Origin of the sequence: Agrobacterium tumefaciens (assembly GCA_025559845.1) — a bacterium.
In the GTDB taxonomy this organism is placed as follows: Bacteria; Pseudomonadota; Alphaproteobacteria; order Rhizobiales; family Rhizobiaceae; genus Agrobacterium.
The window spans coordinates 3,060,728-3,077,500 of record CP048469.1; the positions used below are offsets into that span (position 1 = coordinate 3,060,728).

Here is a 16,773-nt window from a genome sequence, read left to right on the forward strand (position 1 = left end):
ATGCGACTTCAACCGATTTAAAAAGAAATAAAATCTTTTAAATCGATTAATATATTGAAATTGCTATATTATTTAAAATGCCGCTCTTGCGTTTCCAAAAGCCAGCACGTATTTTCGAGGAAATTTCAACGGCCTTATCTTTCTCAACTAAGGAACGCGTCATGAATGAGCTTGGGGTTCATAATCCTGCCAACGGAGTTTCGGAACTCGGACTGGGAGAGGCTTTTCAGGTCTTTTATAACCTCAACGAAAGCGAACTTTATGAGCAGGCAATCCGCAACGGCGAAGCGGAACTGACCATTGACGGTGCACTTCGCGCCGTTACCGGCCAGCACACCGGCCGTTCGCCGAAGGACAAGTTTGTCGTCCGCGATGCCTCGACCGAAGACAAGATCTGGTGGGACAACAACAAGCCGCTGTCACCTGAACACTTCGAGATTCTGCATCAGGACATGCTCGCTCATGCGGCTGGAAAAACGCTTTACGTCCAGGATCTGATCGGTGGTGCGGACGAGGAAAATGCACTTCCGACCCGTGTTGTCACCGAACTCGCCTGGCATTCGCTGTTCATTCGCAATCTGTTGATCCGCCCGAAGAAGGAAGCACTTGCATCGTTCAGCCAGAAGCTGACGATCATCAATCTTCCAAGCTTCAAGGCAGATCCGGCGCGCCATGGTGTTCGTTCGGAAACGGTCATTGCCTGCGATCTGACCAAGGGCCTCGTCCTGATTGGTGGTACGTCTTACGCTGGCGAAAACAAGAAGTCGGTCTTCACCGTTTTGAACTATCTGCTGCCAGCCAAGGGCGTCATGCCCATGCATTGTTCGGCCAACGTCGGTCCGGCAGGTGACTCTGCCGTATTCTTCGGCTTGTCCGGCACCGGCAAGACCACGCTCTCGGCTGATCCGTCGCGCACACTGATCGGCGACGACGAACATGGCTGGGGTGAGCACGGTATCTTCAATTTCGAAGGCGGCTGCTATGCCAAGGCGATCAAGCTGTCGGCAGAGGCTGAGCCGGAAATCTACGCCGCGACACGACGTTTCGGCACCGTTCTGGAAAATGTCGTTCTCGATGAAAACCGCGTTCCGGATTTCAACGACAATTCGCTGACGGAAAATACCCGCAGTGCCTACCCGCTGCACTTCATCCCGAACGCATCGGAAACCGGTATTGCCGGCCATCCGAAGACGATCATCATGCTGACGGCTGATGCCTTCGGCGTCCTGCCTCCGATTGCCCGGCTGACACCGGAGCAGGCGATGTACCACTTCCTGTCCGGTTACACCGCAAAGGTCGCTGGTACGGAAAAGGGCGTGACGGAACCGGAAGCAACGTTCTCGACATGCTTCGGCGCACCTTTCATGCCGCGTCATCCGGCCGAATACGGCAATCTGCTGCGTGAACTGATCGGCAAGCATGGCGTTGACTGCTGGCTGGTCAACACCGGTTGGACCGGTGGCGCGTACGGCATCGGCAAGCGCATGCCGATCAAGGCGACCCGCGCCCTGCTGACCGCTGCTCTGACCGGCGAACTGAAGAATGCTCAGTTCCGTACCGACGCGAATTTCGGTTTCGCAGTACCGCTGTCTCTCGACGGCGTCGACAATGCGATCCTCGATCCGCGCTCGACTTGGGCTGACGGTACCGCTTACGATGCGCAGGCCAAGAAGCTTGTCTCGATGTTCGTAGCGAACTTCACGAAGTTCGAAGATCACGTCGACAGCACGGTTCGCGACGCGGCGCCTGGGCTTTTGATTGCCGCTGAATGAATGGCATCCTGCGTTAGTGGGAGAGGAGGGGACCCGGCCTTGGTGCCGGGTTCTTCCGTTTTTGCCGCTGTTTTCATTTTTGAAGATCTGTGGCATGACCGGCGCGGAGAAAGATCATGGCCAGCGCCCCGCTTTACATCAGTAACCGTATCACCATTGCCGGCTGGGAGCTGACGGAGCAATTCGTCTTGTCCGGCGGTCCGGGTGGCCAGAACGTCAACAAGGTTTCGACGGCAGTCCAGCTTTTCTTCGATATTGCTGGTTCGCCCTCACTTACGGACCGCGTCAAAACCAACGCCATCAGGATTGGCGGTCGGCGCGTATCCAAGGACGGCGTGCTGATGATCGAAGCGAGCAGGTTTCGAAGCCAGGACAGAAACCGCGAAGACGCCCGCGACCGTCTCAAGGAGCTTATTCTCGAAGCGGCCGCGCCACCGCCGCCTGTCCGAAAAGCAACCAAGCCGACACGCGGTTCCGTGGAACGCCGGCTGAAGGAAAAGTCCGGTCGTTCCGACGTCAAGAAGATGCGCGGCAAACCCTCTGGAGACTAGAGCGCTGTGCGTATCTTCTGCACAAGCGCTCCGCACCTTAGAAGCGCTTTGTCAGAGTTTGCGCAGGGCCACCGTTTCGATCAGGTGGTTCTTGCCTTTGCTGAGAATGAGATCGGCGCGTGGTCGCGTCGGCAGGATGTTCTGGCGGAGGTTTTTCAGATTGATATTCTGCCAGAGACCCTCCGCAATGCTCAGTGCGGCGTCTTCGCTGATCGAAGCATAACGGTTGAAAAATGAGTTCGGGTCGCGGAATGCGGTTTTCCGAAGATTCATGAACCGGTTCACATACCAGTTGTGAATGAGACCCTCGTCCGCATCGATATAGATCGAGAAGTCGAAGAAATCGGAAACGATGGGAACGATGCGCCCACCGGCCGGTAAATCCCGCGATTGCAGAACATTGATGCCCTCGAAGATCAGGATGTCCGGCTGATCGACGATGGTGTATTCGTTCGGCAATACATCGTAAGTCAAGTGCGAATAGCGCGGTGCTTTTACGTTCGGTTGCCCCGCCTTGATCGCCGAAAGGAAGCGCAGCAATGCGCCGATATCGTAACTTTCGGGAAAACCCTTACGCTCCATCAGGTTGTCGCGGCGCAAAACCTCGTTCGGATAAAGAAATCCATCCGTGGTGATCAGGTCGACCTTTGGGCTGGATGGCCAGCGGGCCAACAGTTCTTTCAGAATACGCGCGGTTGTCGATTTGCCCACAGCCACCGACCCGGCAATACCGATCACGAAGGGCGTCTTGTTAACGTCAGCCATGTTCAGGAAGCGGTTGCGCTGTTCGAAAAGAAGCTGTGACGCCTCCACATGCGACGAGAGCAGGCGCGAAAGCGAAAGATAGATCCGCCGTACTTCATCCAGATCGATTGGGTCGTCCAGCGAACGAAGCCGTTTTACTTCGTCACCCGATAGGGTGAGCGGTGTGTCTGCGCGAAACTTTGCCCATTCTTCCGAGCTGAAGAAGTGGTAGGGCGAATATTCATCGGCGCGAAAGTGATCGAGTGTTCCTGGCATGCCTCTCTCCCCGCTGCGTGCCATGGTCGTCATGATTTCGGCCTCGATGCTTTTTCCTGAAGGCCGGTCTGGCCGGTGCGGCGCTCAAGCTCCGCAAGAACGTCGGCCAGGGGGATATCGGCAATCTTCAGAACCACCAGCAGATGGAAGAGCAGATCGGCGGCCTCGTTTTTCAGGCCGTCGTGATCTTTGGCAATTGCGGCGATCACTGTCTCAACGGCTTCTTCACCGAGCTTTTTGGCCGCGCGCTCCTGGCCCGACGCAACAAGCTTTGCGGTCCAGGATTCGTCCGGGGACGCGGCTGCGCGGGTTGCGACGATGCGCTCCAGATCAGTAAGGGAAAATGCGCTCATGATGTTTCCTGCTGTCAGTCGAGGCGCATGGCGATGCCATGGTTGGCCATGTAGGCCTTGGCTTCGCCGATAGAATAAGTGCCGAAGTGGAAAATGGATGCCGCCAGCACGGCCGTCGCGTGACCATCACGAACACCAGCCACCAGATCATCGAGGTTGCCGACGCCGCCGGAGGCAATGACCGGTACCCGAACCTGGTCGGCGATGGCGCGCGTCAAGGCGATATCGTAACCGCTTTTTGTGCCGTCCCGGTCCATGGAGGTGACAAGCAACTCACCAGCGCCACGCTCGACCATCTTGATAGCGAACTCTACCGCATCGATGCCGGTGGATTGCCGCCCGCCATGGGTGAATATTTCCCAGCGGGCAGCCTCGTCATCGCCTGAAACTCTTTTGGCGTCTATGGACACGACGATGCACTGGTTGCCGAATTTGTCGGCGGCCTGCGCTACGAAATCCGGGTCCTTGACGGCAGCAGAGTTGATCGACACCTTGTCGGCGCCGCACAGCAGAAGCTTGCGGATATCGCCGACACTGCGAACGCCGCCGCCAACCGTCACAGGCATGAAGCAATGGTCGGCAGTCCGTGAGACGACGTCGAAAATTGTGTCGCGATTGTCGGAGGAGGCGGTGATATCGAGGAAACAAAGTTCATCGGCACCGGCTGCGTCATACGCTTTCGCTGCTTCGACGGGGTCTCCCGCATCGATCAGGTCGACGAAATTGACACCCTTGACGACGCGGCCGTCCTTTACATCAAGACATGGAATAACGCGTGCTTTGAGTGTCATGCGCCTGCCTCCTTGTTTCGAGCTGCCCGAATAAGCGCAAGGGCTTCTGCCGGATCAATCCGCCCATCATAAAGCGCGCGGCCGGAAATGGCGCCTTCGAGCTTTGCCGCATCCGGTTCAAGCATGCGGTTGATGTCGTCGATGGACGCCAGTCCACCAGAGGCGATCACTGGAATGGAAACCGCATTGGCCAGTTCAAGTGTCGACGACCAGTTGATACCGGCCAGAATACCATCGCGGTCGATGTCGGTGTAGATGATCGCGGCAACGCCAGCACCTTCGAAGCGCTTGGCAAGTTCGATAACACCGAGCTCTGACGCTTCTGCCCAGCCCTCAACGGCCACCTTGCCGCCCTTGGCATCGATCCCCACGGCCACCTGACCGGGGAAACGTTTGCAAGCTTCCAGCACCAGCACCGGATCGCGGACCGCGACCGTGCCGAGAATGACGCGGGCAAGCCCGCGCGTCAGCCATGCTTCGATATGATCGAGCGTGCGAATGCCACCACCGAGTTGCACCGGATTTTTTGTCGCCTTGAGAATCGCATCGACGGCGGCGCCATTGACACTCTCGCCGGCAAAAGCACCGTTTAGATCCACGACATGCAGCCATTCGAAACCCTGGTCCTCGAAGGCTTTTGCCTGTGCGCCGGGGTCGGTGTTATAGACGGTTGCCTGGTCCATATCGCCAAGTTTCAGGCGAACGCACTGGCCGTCTTTAAGGTCGATTGCGGGAAAAAGGATCATGTCAGGGCTTCCAACGCAGGAAATTCGAAATGAGGGCAAGGCCAAGCGTCTGGCTCTTTTCCGGATGGAACTGCGCGCCCGCCATGTTGTCGCGACCGACGAACGCCGTCATAGCACCGCCATAACTGGTTGTGGCGATAACGTCGGCAGGGTGTTTCGCGGCCAGATGATAGGAATGCACGAAATAAGCATGCAAGCCATCCGGGCCGGTCTTGATGCCGTCAAAAAGTGGGTGCGCATGGCGGATTTCCAGCGTGTTCCAGCCGATCTGCGGGATCTTCAGGTTGGGATCGGAAGGGGTCATTTCCACGACATCGCCCTCGATCCAGCCCAGTCCCTGGCTGACAGTCTTTTCTAGACCACGCGACGACATGAGCTGCATACCGACGCAGATACCAAGAAACGGGTGTGCCTTGTGTTCCACTGCCTCAACGAGTGCCTCGTGCATGCCGGATACCGCATCGAGACCGGCACGGCAGTCGGCGTAGGCGCCGACACCGGGCAGAACGATGCGGTCTGCCGATGCGACGTGATCCGCCTTGTCGGTCAGTTCTATGGTTGCATTGATGCCGGCTTCGTGGGCGGCGCGCTCGAAAGCTTTTGTAGCAGAGCGCAGGTTGCCTGAACCGTAGTCGATGATCGCGACACGCATGTCAGCGCCTTCCGTTTAGATCGAATAGAAACGATCCGGCCGGATCGTTGATGAAGCTGTTTCCGCCAGTTTTCTCCGGATTGGGAGCCCATACTGGCTGGGTGATTGTCATGTCCGGAACATCCGTGGATCGCTCGGAGAAATATAGGTCTTCGGCAGAGGAAAGATCAGGGGCCGTAACGATGGATTTCATCTGCCAGCCCTTTTTCAGCAGATGGCGGACCAGAAAATGCCTGCCTTCCAGCGCCGTGATGACGGATATCGCCAGACCGACCAGAAGCCCTACCGGTTCGAATCCGGCTAATGCAGAGATTTGTCCGGCGATGATGAGTGCCGCAAATACTAAGATCGCCGCAAGCCAGAGCCGATTGGTGGCAAGCCAGAGCCACGGCGCAACAAGTGCCAGCCAGACGAAACGGTCTGCAATGAAGCGGGTCGTTCTGTGATCTCTGTCCGGCCCACCAGGGGCTTCGAGAACCAGATAGCTTGTCATGGGCGTCCTGACAGCGTTTGCAGTTAGGCCAGCATACCCTTCGTGGAAGGAACGCGGTCTGCCTGCCGGGGATCGATCTCAGTTGCGGTGCGAAGAACGCGTGCAACGGCCTTGAAGCATGTTTCGGCGATATGATGGTTGTTTGCGCCGTAATGGTTCAGGATATGCAGGGTGATGCCCGCGTTCTGCGCCAAAGCCTGGAAGAACTCGCGCACCAGTTCGGTATCGAATGTACCGATCTTGGGTGCGGAAAAATTCACGTTCCAAACGAGGAAGGGGCGCCCGGAAATGTCGACTGCAGCCTTTGTCATGGTTTCATCCATGGCAAGGTCGAGCGCGGCATAGCGGGTAATGCCGCGTCGGTCGCCCAGCGCTTTGGCAATTGCCTGGCCGATGGCGATGCCGGTATCTTCGACGGTATGGTGGTCATCGATATGCAGATCGCCTTTGACGTCGATTTCCATGTCGATCAAAGAATGGCGGCTGAGTTGGTCCAGCATATGATCGAAAAATCCCACGCCAGTGGAAATTGTCGATTTGCCGGTGCCGTCGACATTCACGCGAACCGAAACTGATGTCTCGTTGGTTTTGCGGAAAATCTCGCCTTTACGTTCTGCCATTTTGGCCGCTCCGTGGAAATGTTGCCGTTCCTTATCAGCACAGAATGCAAATATCCAGTTGTTCCATCGTCTTGTCTCGTATGGCCTCCCACGTTGGCCGACAGGATGATTGCAATCGTAAAAAGCAAACTTACATAGAACCGGAAAGGGCCGGATGCGGCCCACCAACCACACGCCCGACACGGGCAGACAGGTGTTTGATGACAACTATTATTACAGTCAGAAAAGGCGGCAAGGTCGTCATGGCTGGCGATGGTCAGGTAAGCCTCGGCCAGACCGTCATGAAGGGCAATGCGCGTAAGGTCCGTCGTATCGGCAAGGGCGAAGTGATCGCCGGATTTGCTGGAGCAACAGCAGATGCCTTCACGCTACTCGATCGTCTCGAGAAGAAACTCGAACAATATCCGGGCCAGCTTATGCGTGCAGCCGTGGAGCTTGCCAAGGATTGGCGCACGGACAAGTACCTGCGCAATCTCGAAGCCATGATGCTGGTTGCCGACAAGTCGACGACCCTTGCCATTACAGGCAATGGAGATGTGCTGGAACCAGAACATGGTGCGATCGCTATTGGCTCTGGCGGCAACTATGCTTTCGCGGCGGCGCGCGCCATGATGGACACCGACAAGTCTGCGGAAGATGTGGCGCGCCAGGCGCTGGATATCGCTGCGGACATCTGCGTTTATACCAACCACAACCTCGTCGTTGAAACACTCGACGCCGAATAACGATTTTATCTCACCCAAGGGTCCTGTGGACCGGGCCGTCACGGCCGGTCGGGGCAGGAAAGCCAAGAGGATAGGATGACCACTTTTTCTCCCCGGGAAATCGTCTCGGAACTGGACCGTTACATTATCGGCCAGCACGATGCGAAACGCGCTGTTGCTATTGCGCTGCGCAACCGCTGGCGGCGTCAGCAGCTTGATGAGAGCCTGCGCGATGAAGTCATGCCAAAGAATATCTTGATGATCGGGCCGACCGGTGTCGGCAAGACGGAAATCTCCCGTCGCCTTGCCAAGCTGGCTGGTGCTCCCTTCATCAAGGTCGAAGCGACAAAGTTCACCGAAGTTGGCTATGTCGGCCGCGATGTCGAGCAGATCATCCGCGATCTCGTCGAGATCGGTATCGGACTGGTTCGCGAAAAGAAGCGCGCTGAAGTGCAGGCCAAGGCACATGCCAGCGCCGAGGAGCGCGTGCTCGATGCACTGGTCGGATCGACAGCATCCCCTGCAACACGCGAAAACTTCCGCAAGAAGCTGCGTGACGGAGAACTCGACGACAAGGAAATCGATATCGAGGTTGCCGATGCCGGTTCTCGCATGCCCGGCTTCGACATTCCCGGTATGCCGGGCGCGAACATCGGCGTCCTCAATCTGTCTGAAATGTTCGGAAAGGCCATGGGCGGCCGAACGAAAAAGGTTCGGACGACGGTTTCCAAGTCCTATGCTGATCTTATTCGTGATGAGTCCGACAAGCTGCTGGACAACGAAATGATCCAGCGCGAGGCGGTCAAGTCGGTGGAAAACGATGGCATCGTGTTTCTCGACGAAATTGACAAGATCGCCGCACGTGATGGCGGTATGGGGGCAGGTGTTTCTCGCGAAGGCGTGCAGCGCGATCTGTTGCCGCTTGTTGAGGGCACGACCGTTTCAACCAAGTATGGTCCGGTGAAAACGGATCACGTCCTGTTCATCGCGTCCGGTGCCTTCCATGTGGCGAAGCCCTCCGACCTGTTGCCGGAACTCCAGGGACGTCTACCGATCCGCGTCGAGCTGAAACCGCTGACCAAGGAAGATTTCCGACGCATTCTGACCGAAACCGAGGCCAGCCTGATCCGTCAGTACAAGGCGCTGATGGCGACGGAAGAACTGGATCTGGAATTCACGGATGATGCGATCGATGCCTTGGCTGATGTCGCTGTTCACCTCAACTCGTCTGTCGAGAACATAGGTGCACGTCGTCTGCAAACGGTGATGGAACGGGTTCTGGACGAAATTTCGTTCAACGCGCCGGATCGTGGTGGCTCGTCGGTGAAGATCGATCATGAATATGTCCGAAAACATGTCGGTGATCTTGCTGCCGATACGGATTTGTCGCGCTATATTCTCTAAGCGTCTTATCCAATAATATCTGGAGTGCGGCCATATTTGCCGCACTCTTTTATTTTACCAGCCTCGTCTCGCCTTCGGCCCGCAATTTGTTTATGGGAGAGGCACTGCATTCCGATTGGAACCGCTCTATGGACGCGGCCGGTTTTTCCTCAACTCTTGTTTTCGACAAGCCGGCCTGAGAAAAGGCATTCGCTCGTGCGCAAAACTCTTCTGGCATTCGCCGTTGCTCTGACCTTCACGACTGTGTCGTCGTCTTTCGCTGAAGCTGTGACGGTCGTGCCGCCTGGAAATCGCAATGCCGAACAGCCGGGCGTGCCAGGCGCGTCCGCGCGCCGCACGAAAGCGTCCAATACGTCTTACGAGCGCAAGTACCAGAAAGTCATTGAACTTCTGTCTTCAGACAAGGCGTTGATCGGCAAGATCAAGGCGACGGCGGGACGATATGGTATTGATCCAATCCATATGATCGGCGCTATCGTTGGTGAACACACTTACAACGTCGATGCCTACGACCGTTTGCAATCCTATTATGTCAAGGCTGCGTCCTATGCAGGAAACAGTTTCCGCTTCGGTTACAAGGATGAATCGATCGCGCAGTTTTTGTCGCATTCGCAGTTCGGCAAATGTCAGTCGAAAAAGGATTCCTACGCTCTCTGGAGCTGCCGGGAAGATGTGTGGGACGACAGCTTCCGCGGCAAGAAGGTTGATGGCGTATCCTATCCTGACAATCGTTTCAGCGCGGTCTTTTTCCAGCCGTTTTATGCCGGGCAGACGTTTGGTCTCGGCCAGATCAATCCGCTGACAGCGCTGATGTTGACGGACATGGTCTCGAGGACTTCCGGTTATGAAAGACTGGACGAAAACGATGCCGCGGCCGTCTACACAGCCATCATGGACCCGGACCGGTCATTGGCCTTCATGGCAGCGTCCATCCGCAAGTCGATCGACGATTACAAATCCATCGCGGATATGGATATTTCCAGGAATCCCGGTGTCACCTCGACTTTGTATAACGTTGGCGGCTCTCAGAACCGCGCCGCGGCCCTTGCGCAGAAAAACCGTCAGCGCGCAGGCGGTGATGTCATCTTGCCGGAAGAAAATTATTACGGCTGGCTGGTGAATGATCGTATCAAGGATTTGCAGGGGCTTTTGTAAGAAAAGACCATTATCGTTTACATTGTTTCCAATCTGGAAATAATATTTGGTTGCTTCACGCGATTGACGTAGCCCACCCTCATTGTTCAATTTAGACGAAATGAACACGAGGAGGCGCATGTGAGCCGCACGGATAAATTCGGTCTTTCCATCGACAACAGGCTTTATGCTTTTCTGACAGAAGAGGTCCTGCCCGGGACAGGTCTTGACCGTGAGGCCTTTTTTGAAGGCTTTTCGGGTATCGTCCACGATCTTTCGCCAAAAAATCGCGAGCTTCTTTCAAAGCGTGACGCTCTGCAAGAAAAGCTGGATGGATGGTACCGTCAGAATGGTGCCCCGCTGGATTTTGGCGTTTACGAAAACTTTCTGAAAGAGATCGGCTATCTTTTGCCGGAAGGACCGGATTTCAGGGTCTCGACAGAGAACGTTGATGCCGAAATGGCCGTTGTCGCCGGTCCGCAACTCGTCGTCCCTGTTATGAATGCGCGCTATGCATTGAACGCTGCGAACGCGCGCTGGGGTTCGCTCTATGACGCGCTTTACGGCACCGATGCGATTTCCGATGACGATGGTGCTGAAAAGGGTAGGGGCTATAACCCGAAACGCGGCGAAAAGGTCATCGCGTGGTCGAGAAACTTCCTTGATCAATCTGCGCCCCTGGACGGCGCGAGCTGGTCGGACGTGACTGGTATCAAGATCTTGGACGGTGTCTTGCAGCTTTCCGTTGGCGACAAGACCACAGGTTTGAAAGATGTGTCGCAGTTCGCCGGCTTTGGCGGCGATGTTGCGTCCCCGTCATCGATCCTGCTGAGCAAGAACGGTCTGCACACCGAAATCGTCATCGATCCGTCGACGGAAATCGGCAAGTCCGATCTCGCGGGAGTTTCCGATGTCATACTTGAATCGGCCCTGACCACGATCATGGACTGCGAGGATTCGGTTGCTGCAGTGGATGCGGAAGACAAGGTTCTCGTCTACGGCAACTGGCTTGGTCTGATGCGCGGCGATCTGACCGAAGAAGTTTCAAAAGGTGGAAAAACCTTCACCCGCAAATTGAACCCCGACCGTTATTATACCGGCCCGGACGGTTCCGCCGTGACGTTACATGGACGGTCATTGATGCTGGTTCGAAATGTCGGGCATCTGATGACCAATCCTGCAATCCTCGACAGGGATGGGCGTGAGGTTCCGGAAGGCATCATGGATGCCGTCGTTACCGCTTTGATTGCTCTTTACGATGTCGGTCCGTCTGGCCGTCGGCAGAATTCGCGCGCCGGTTCGATGTATGTCGTCAAGCCCAAGATGCATGGGCCGGAAGAAGTGGCCTTCGCCAACGAAATTTTCACGCGGGTCGAAAAGCTTGTCGGCATGACACCAAACACCATGAAGATGGGCATCATGGATGAGGAACGCCGTACGACGGTCAACCTCAAGGAATGTATTCGTGCGGCGAAGGACCGGGTTGTATTCATCAATACCGGCTTCCTCGATCGTACCGGTGACGAGATGCACACGTCCATGGAAGCAGGCCCGATGATCCGCAAGGGCGACATGAAGCAGGCGGCCTGGATTGCGGCTTACGAAAACTGGAACGTCGACATTGGTCTGGAGTGCGGTCTTGCCGGCCATGCTCAGATCGGCAAGGGCATGTGGGCGATGCCGGATCTGATGGCAGCGATGCTGGAGCAGAAGATCGCGCATCCCAGGGCTGGTGCCAACACGGCATGGGTGCCTTCGCCGACGGCGGCGACGCTGCATGCAACGCACTATCATACGGTCGATGTCGCGGCTGTTCAGGATCACCTGAAGAGCCGAGGCAGGGCGAAACTCTCCGACATTTTGTCGGTACCTGTCGCATCTCGCCCCAACTGGACGCCAGAAGAAATCCAGCGCGAACTCGATAACAACGCCCAGGGCATTCTGGGTTATGTCGTCCGTTGGGTCGACCAGGGCGTGGGTTGCTCGAAGGTTCCGGACATCAACAATATCGGCTTGATGGAAGACCGCGCCACTCTGCGGATCTCCGCACAACATATGGCAAACTGGTTGCGTCACGGCGTCGTGACGGAAGAACAGATTGTCGAAACGATGAAACGCATGGCTGTTGTGGTCGACGGTCAGAATGCTGGTGATGCCGCCTATTTGGCAATGGCACCCGATTTTGACGGTTCCATTGCTTTTCAGGCTGCCGTCGAACTGGTCCTGAAAGGACGCGAGCAACCGAACGGTTACACCGAACCGGTTCTGCACCGTCGCCGTCTCGAGTTGAAAGCAAGGCAGGCCGCCTGACTTGCAAAAGCGGCGGGTATTCCCGCCGCTAGCCAACAAAAAAGCCGCCGGGATGTCCTGGCGGCTTTTTCATTTTCTGGTCTTGATCCGGATATTACTGGATCACGATAACCTTGGTGTTCCGGCCCGGACGGACGCGGCTGTAAAGGTCGATCACGTCCTGGTTGATCATGCGGATGCAGCCGGAAGACGCTGCCGTGCCGATCGACGCCCATTCAGGCGATCCATGGATGCGGAACAGGGTATCCTGACCCTTTTCATTGAAGAGGTACATTGCGCGTGCACCAAGCGGGTTGGTCAGGCCAGGCCCCATGCCGGCTTCGACGTACTTCGCGACTTCCGGTTTGCGGTCGGCCATTTCCTTTGGCGGATGCCACATCGGCCATTCCTGCTTCCAGGCGACATAGGCCTCACCGGCCCACGCAAAGCCTGCCTTGCCAACGCCGATGCCGTAACGAACGGCGCGGTTACCCGGCATGACGTAATAGAGGAAACGCTCACGGGTGTTGACGATAACTGTGCCCGGCTTTTCAGGAGTCTGGAATTCAACGATCTGGCGACGGAACTTCTCATTGACGCGGTTGATCGGGATAGCTGGAAGGGCGTAACCGGCGTCCGTGACAGGGCCGTAAACGTCGTTGAAAATCTGGACGGTTTCAACCTTTGTCGGAACAGGCGCCGGCGCGGATGCGACGGGCTTGTCGGACGATTGGGAAGTGGTCTCGGCGCAGCCGGCCAGAGCCAGTACTGCCGTCAGACCAAGTGCGGTCAATGATGTACGGATGCGCATGTCGTTCTCGCGGAAAATTCGCCAAATTGTGCGAAAGAGTAGGCTGAATTGGATAATGGGGTTATTTTCCATTAAGCTGCGCTTGGCAAGCCGTAGCGCCTCGGCAACGAGCCACAGCATGTAAAATTGCCGGTTCATTGTCTTTTTGCAACAATAGTTCACACGTCCTTGAATGCGTTATCCATGACTATTCTTTCCGTCACCAATAACAATCCGTTAATTGATGGTCGCCAATCGGACAAGGCCATGCTGGTGCGGCGCGGCGTGCAGATCTTGCTGCATGAGATGCGCCATTCTGTTCTGCCCGAACTGCCTCTGGCGAGCGGGCGACGAGCCGACCTCATCAGCCTGTCCGTCAAGGGTGAAATCTGGATTGTCGAAATTAAATCCTCGATTGAGGATTTCCGTGTCGACCGCAAATGGCCGGACTACCGGTTGCACTGCGACCGGTTGTTCTTTGCCACACATGCCGAAGTCCCGATCGACATTTTTCCGGAGGATTGCGGCCTCATCCTTTCCGACGGATATGGCGCTCATATGCTGCGGGAAGCGCCGGAGCACAAACTGCCACCTGCCACGCGCAAATCACTGATGCTGGATTTTTCCAGAACTGCGGCCACCCGCCTCATGTTGGCGGAATGGACAACGGGCCGCAGCTTCGGAGAATGACCGACGTTTATTTAGGGGCGCGTTTCGCAAGAATGCGCTGCAGGGTACGGCGATGCATGTTGAGACGTCGAGCGGTTTCCGAGACGTTTCTCTCACACATCTCGTAAACCCGCTGAATATGCTCCCAGCGTACCCGGTCCGCAGACATCGGATTTTCTGGAACTTCAGTCTTTTCACCCTTGCGCTGCGTCAACGCATTAAAGACATCATCGGCATCGGCCGGCTTTGCGAGATAATCGAGCGCACCGAGTTTGACCGCGGTAACGGCGGTAGCGATATTTCCGTAGCCCGTCAGAACTACGATCTGCGTATCCGTTCTGCTTTGCCTGATGGCCTCGATCACTTCCAGCCCATTGCCATCTCCAAGTCGAAGATCGACGACGGCATATTTCGGTGGCGTCGCCTTTGACTTGGCGATGCCCTCGCTGACCGACTCGGCGGTATCGACATTAAACCCGCGCGTTTCCATGGCGCGAGCCAGGCGGCGGAGAAACGGGCCGTCGTCATCGACGATCAGCAGCGACTTGTCGGCGCCGATTGGATCGTTTTCGTCGGCAATCGCCTTGTCATCGAGAGGGGCTTGATCTTTTGTATTCATGGTTCCGGCCTTCCGGCAACTTCCTGAGCCTGTTGTCTTCTTATCGCTTCTTCAAATCGGATCGTAAAGCGTTCAGTGGCTTTTATCGTCCATAAGGGCGCGGGGCCAGACGATTGTGATTCGCGCTCCGCTCTCGGTCACGCCGCGATTTTCGAATGTCACGGTCGCACCCGAGCGTTCCAGCAAAGTCTTGGCGATAAATAGACCGAGCCCCAATCCGCCTGCGCGGGCATCATTGTGGCGCTCTGTCATATAGGGTTCGCCAATGCGGGCGAGAATGTCATAGGCGTAACCAGGTCCGTCGTCTTCAATTGCGACTTTTACCGTCTGGGCATCATAGGCGGCGGTCACTGTGACTTTCGTTCCCGCATAATCCACGCCATTTTCGATAAGGTTGCCGAGACCATAGATAATGCCGGCGTTTCTGATGCCGACAGGCTCATCGACGCGGTTATTTTTCTCGATCAGTTCAAGCTCGATGCCGAATTCGCGATAAGGTGCCATGACCTCATCAAGCAGGGAAGAAAGCGGCAGACGACGCATATGTTCTTCGCTGTCGGCTGAAAGTGAGGTCAGGCGTCGCAAGATATCGCGGCATCGTTCGCTTTGGCTGCGCAGAAGGGCGATGTCTTCTCCCAAACGTTCGTCATTCCCGAGTTCTCGCTCCATCTCCTTGGCGACGACGCTGATGGTTGCAAGTGGCGTCCCAAGCTCGTGCGCAGCCGCCGCCGCGAGGCCGTCGAGCTGTGACAGGTGTTTTTCACGCTCGAGAACGAGTTCCGTTGCTGCCAGAGCATCGGCAAGCTGATTGGCTTCATGGGAAACACGGTAGGCGTAAAATGCTGCAAACGATGTCGTCGCGATAATGGCGAACCACGTGCCAACATGCAGCAGAAGCTGGATCGGCAAAGTTTCGCCCGGATACCATGGAACCGGGAAGGGCGAGAAAGCGATCGCTGTCGAGCAAATGACCGCGAAGGCGAGAAGAATAAGAGAGTGCCTCAGCGGTTGCGAAGCGAAAGCGATAATGACCTGTACGCAGATCAAAGGCGCGAAGGGGTTGGAGAGACCTCCCGTGATGTAGATGAGTGCCGTCAACTGCAAGAGATCGAAGGCGAGCAACAACGTCGCTTCCCAGGGCTCCAGGCGGTAGGTGGATGGAAAACGAGCTGTCAGAAACAGATTGGCCAGCGCCAGCGCGGCGATCAGCAGCGAGCACGCCAGGAGTGGCAGCGGGAAGTGCAAGCCGAGGGCGACGAAGAGAATTGTTGCACTTTGACCCGCGACGGCAAGCCAACGCAGCCAGACGATTGTCTGCAGCCTGATTCTTCGGCTGGCACGACCAAGTCTCGTCGTTTCGATTGCCTGGATTGCCGTCTTCGTTTCTTTTACGGGTTTCATTGCTTACGTTCCACGTGGCTTTGCACGGTTGGTGGGTTGCGCGGATGCCGGATCTTCCGGCCACGGGTGACGTGGATACCGGCCACGCATGTCAGCGCGCACATCTTTCCACGACCCCGACCAGAAACCAGGCAAATCGCGTGTCGTTTGTATCGGTCGATGAGCGGGAGAGGTCAATTCCAGAACGAGTGGCAAGCGGCCCTGCGCGATCGTCGGATGCGCTTTAAGTCCGAACAGTTCCTGTACACGAATGGAAAGTGTGGGTTCGCTTCCGTCATAACGGATTGGGTGCCGTTGTCCTGTCGGCGCTTCGAAGTGGGTCGGCGCCAATTTCGCGAGCTCTCGCACCACCTCGTGTGGAACAAGTGACATCAGCCCTTCGGAAAGGCTGCCGGAGCGAATATCCTGAAGACTGCGGACACTGTTTTGGAATGGTACGAACCATTCATCCAGGCGTGCTGTCAGAGCTTCGTCGCTGACATCCGGCCAGGGGTCTCCAATGCTGGCATGAAGAAAGCCGATCCTCTCGCGAAGTTGGTCCGCTTCCCTTGAAAATGGCAGGATCGACAGCCCAAATTCGCGTACCCCGTTGGCGAGTGCCTGTGCGGCCTGCGGTCCCTCCGGCTTTGGCAAAGGCGCTTCATCGAGAATGATGGCGCCAAGGCGCGTCACGCGACGTGCCCTGACCTGTCCGCTGGCCTTGTCGAAGAACAGTTGATCCTGCGTTTCGATGAGGTGTGGCATCTCATCTTCGATATCGCTGCG

The 16,773-nt window shown here is 56.4% G+C and carries 18 protein-coding genes (1 of these 18 running past the window's edge); 7 read left to right on the forward strand and 11 right to left on the reverse strand.

All coding sequences use genetic code 11. From position 1 onward, the window contains the following. The first annotated feature begins 161 nt into the window (after window positions 1–161). Both FY156_15170 and arfB read left to right on the forward strand, forming a co-directional pair. Window positions 162–1,772 (forward strand): phosphoenolpyruvate carboxykinase, encoded by a 1,611-nt coding sequence (locus tag FY156_15170; protein ID UXS02720.1) that lies wholly within the window; start codon window positions 162–164, stop codon window positions 1,770–1,772. Between the two features lie 116 nt (window positions 1,773–1,888). Next, the gene (gene arfB, locus FY156_15175; protein UXS02721.1) at window positions 1,889–2,323 is read left to right on the forward strand and encodes an aminoacyl-tRNA hydrolase; all 435 of its coding nucleotides are present in this window, start codon (window positions 1,889–1,891) and stop codon (window positions 2,321–2,323) included. Between the two features lie 51 nt (window positions 2,324–2,374). Here the strand turns inward: arfB and FY156_15180 are convergent, their stop codons facing one another. Genes FY156_15180 through hisB form a run of 7 tightly spaced genes read right to left on the reverse strand, consistent with a single transcriptional unit; the run spans window position 2,375 to window position 6,998 of the window. Continuing rightward, window positions 2,375–3,343 (reverse strand): type I pantothenate kinase, encoded by a 969-nt coding sequence (locus FY156_15180; GenBank protein ID UXS02722.1) that lies wholly within the window; start codon window positions 3,341–3,343, stop codon window positions 2,375–2,377. Between the two features lie 29 nt (window positions 3,344–3,372). Beyond that, on the reverse strand, window positions 3,373–3,696 hold the full coding sequence (locus FY156_15185; GenBank protein UXS02723.1) for a phosphoribosyl-ATP diphosphatase: 324 nt from the start codon (window positions 3,694–3,696) through the stop codon (window positions 3,373–3,375). 14 nt (window positions 3,697–3,710) lie between these two features. Further along, window positions 3,711–4,487, reverse strand: a complete 777-nt coding sequence (gene hisF, locus FY156_15190; protein ID UXS02724.1) for an imidazole glycerol phosphate synthase subunit HisF — start codon at window positions 4,485–4,487, stop codon at window positions 3,711–3,713. After that, window positions 4,484–5,233: a 1-(5-phosphoribosyl)-5-[(5-phosphoribosylamino)methylideneamino]imidazole-4-carboxamide isomerase gene (gene hisA, locus FY156_15195; protein ID UXS02725.1), complete on the reverse strand. Its 750-nt coding sequence runs from the start codon at window positions 5,231–5,233 to the stop codon at window positions 4,484–4,486. The genes hisF and hisA overlap by 4 nt, the downstream gene beginning before the upstream one ends. Window position 5,234: 1 nt before the next feature. Next, window positions 5,235–5,885 (reverse strand): imidazole glycerol phosphate synthase subunit HisH, encoded by a 651-nt coding sequence (hisH, locus tag FY156_15200; GenBank protein UXS02726.1) that lies wholly within the window; start codon window positions 5,883–5,885, stop codon window positions 5,235–5,237. Window position 5,886: 1 nt separating this feature from the next. Then, complete coding sequence (locus FY156_15205; protein UXS02727.1) at window positions 5,887–6,378, reverse strand: DUF2628 domain-containing protein; 492 nt, start codon at window positions 6,376–6,378, stop codon at window positions 5,887–5,889. A gap of 23 nt (window positions 6,379–6,401) precedes the next feature. Then, on the reverse strand, window positions 6,402–6,998 hold the full coding sequence (gene hisB, locus FY156_15210) for an imidazoleglycerol-phosphate dehydratase HisB (protein ID UXS02728.1): 597 nt from the start codon (window positions 6,996–6,998) through the stop codon (window positions 6,402–6,404). 200 nt (window positions 6,999–7,198) lie between these two features. Between hisB and hslV the strand changes: the two genes are divergently transcribed. From hslV to FY156_15230, 4 genes are all read left to right on the forward strand, one after another. Beyond that, entirely contained in the window at window positions 7,199–7,723 is a 525-nt protein-coding gene (hslV, locus tag FY156_15215) for an ATP-dependent protease subunit HslV (GenBank protein UXS02729.1), read from the forward strand. A 75-nt stretch (window positions 7,724–7,798) separates the two neighbouring features. Beyond that, entirely contained in the window at window positions 7,799–9,106 is a 1,308-nt protein-coding gene (gene hslU / locus FY156_15220; GenBank protein UXS02730.1) for an ATP-dependent protease ATPase subunit HslU, read from the forward strand. A gap of 195 nt (window positions 9,107–9,301) precedes the next feature. Next, window positions 9,302–10,261 carry a DUF1402 family protein gene (locus FY156_15225; protein UXS02731.1) on the forward strand — a complete coding sequence of 320 codons (960 nt, stop codon included), beginning with the start codon at window positions 9,302–9,304 and terminating at the stop codon, window positions 10,259–10,261. Between the two features lie 120 nt (window positions 10,262–10,381). After that, window positions 10,382–12,550 carry a malate synthase G gene (locus FY156_15230; protein UXS02732.1) on the forward strand — a complete coding sequence of 723 codons (2,169 nt, stop codon included), beginning with the start codon at window positions 10,382–10,384 and terminating at the stop codon, window positions 12,548–12,550. A 94-nt stretch (window positions 12,551–12,644) separates the two neighbouring features. On the opposite strand, the gene FY156_15235 is transcribed toward FY156_15230, so the two are convergent. Then, a complete protein-coding gene (locus FY156_15235) occupies window positions 12,645–13,340 on the reverse strand; it encodes a L,D-transpeptidase (protein ID UXS02733.1) in 696 nt (231 codons plus the stop codon). A 183-nt stretch (window positions 13,341–13,523) separates the two neighbouring features. Here FY156_15235 and FY156_15240 point away from each other — a divergent pair, with 183 nt between their 5' ends. Beyond that, entirely contained in the window at window positions 13,524–14,009 is a 486-nt protein-coding gene (locus FY156_15240; GenBank protein UXS02734.1) for an MmcB family DNA repair protein, read from the forward strand. Between the two features lie 7 nt (window positions 14,010–14,016). Here FY156_15240 and FY156_15245 read toward each other — a convergent pair whose 3' ends face one another. From FY156_15245 to hrpB, 3 genes are all read right to left on the reverse strand, one after another. Further along, on the reverse strand, window positions 14,017–14,607 hold the full coding sequence (locus tag FY156_15245) for an ActR/PrrA/RegA family redox response regulator transcription factor (GenBank protein ID UXS02735.1): 591 nt from the start codon (window positions 14,605–14,607) through the stop codon (window positions 14,017–14,019). Window positions 14,608–14,679: 72 nt separating this feature from the next. Continuing rightward, entirely contained in the window at window positions 14,680–16,008 is a 1,329-nt protein-coding gene (locus tag FY156_15250) for an ActS/PrrB/RegB family redox-sensitive histidine kinase (protein ID UXS02736.1), read from the reverse strand. A 3-nt stretch (window positions 16,009–16,011) separates the two neighbouring features. Next, window positions 16,012–16,773 carry the end of an ATP-dependent helicase HrpB gene (gene hrpB, locus FY156_15255; protein UXS02737.1) on the reverse strand. Its footprint extends 1,725 nt past the window's final position, so the window shows 762 of its 2,487 coding nt (coding positions 1,726–2,487); its start codon lies off the right edge, out of view — the gene reads right to left on this strand; its stop codon occupies window positions 16,012–16,014.

Coding starts and splice junctions, on each gene's coding strand:
- hisA (UXS02725.1), bottom strand. CDS start 5,233: ATGATCCTTTTTCCCGCAATCGACCTTAAAGACGGCCAGTGCGTTCGC.
- FY156_15235 (UXS02733.1), bottom strand. CDS start 13,340: ATGCGCATCCGTACATCATTGACCGCACTTGGTCTGACGGCAGTACTG.
- hisB (UXS02728.1), bottom strand. CDS start 6,998: ATGGCAGAACGTAAAGGCGAGATTTTCCGCAAAACCAACGAGACATCA.
- FY156_15185 (UXS02723.1), bottom strand. CDS start 3,696: ATGAGCGCATTTTCCCTTACTGATCTGGAGCGCATCGTCGCAACCCGC.
- hslV (UXS02729.1), top strand. CDS start 7,199: ATGACAACTATTATTACAGTCAGAAAAGGCGGCAAGGTCGTCATGGCT.
- FY156_15250 (UXS02736.1), bottom strand. CDS start 16,008: ATGAAACCCGTAAAAGAAACGAAGACGGCAATCCAGGCAATCGAAACG.
- hslU (UXS02730.1), top strand. CDS start 7,799: ATGACCACTTTTTCTCCCCGGGAAATCGTCTCGGAACTGGACCGTTAC.
- FY156_15245 (UXS02735.1), bottom strand. CDS start 14,607: ATGAATACAAAAGATCAAGCCCCTCTCGATGACAAGGCGATTGCCGAC.
- arfB (UXS02721.1), top strand. CDS start 1,889: ATGGCCAGCGCCCCGCTTTACATCAGTAACCGTATCACCATTGCCGGC.
- FY156_15170 (UXS02720.1), top strand. CDS start 162: ATGAATGAGCTTGGGGTTCATAATCCTGCCAACGGAGTTTCGGAACTC.
- FY156_15180 (UXS02722.1), bottom strand. CDS start 3,343: ATGCCAGGAACACTCGATCACTTTCGCGCCGATGAATATTCGCCCTAC.
- FY156_15240 (UXS02734.1), top strand. CDS start 13,524: ATGACTATTCTTTCCGTCACCAATAACAATCCGTTAATTGATGGTCGC.
- hisH (UXS02726.1), bottom strand. CDS start 5,885: ATGCGTGTCGCGATCATCGACTACGGTTCAGGCAACCTGCGCTCTGCT.
- FY156_15205 (UXS02727.1), bottom strand. CDS start 6,378: ATGACAAGCTATCTGGTTCTCGAAGCCCCTGGTGGGCCGGACAGAGAT.
- hisF (UXS02724.1), bottom strand. CDS start 4,487: ATGACACTCAAAGCACGCGTTATTCCATGTCTTGATGTAAAGGACGGC.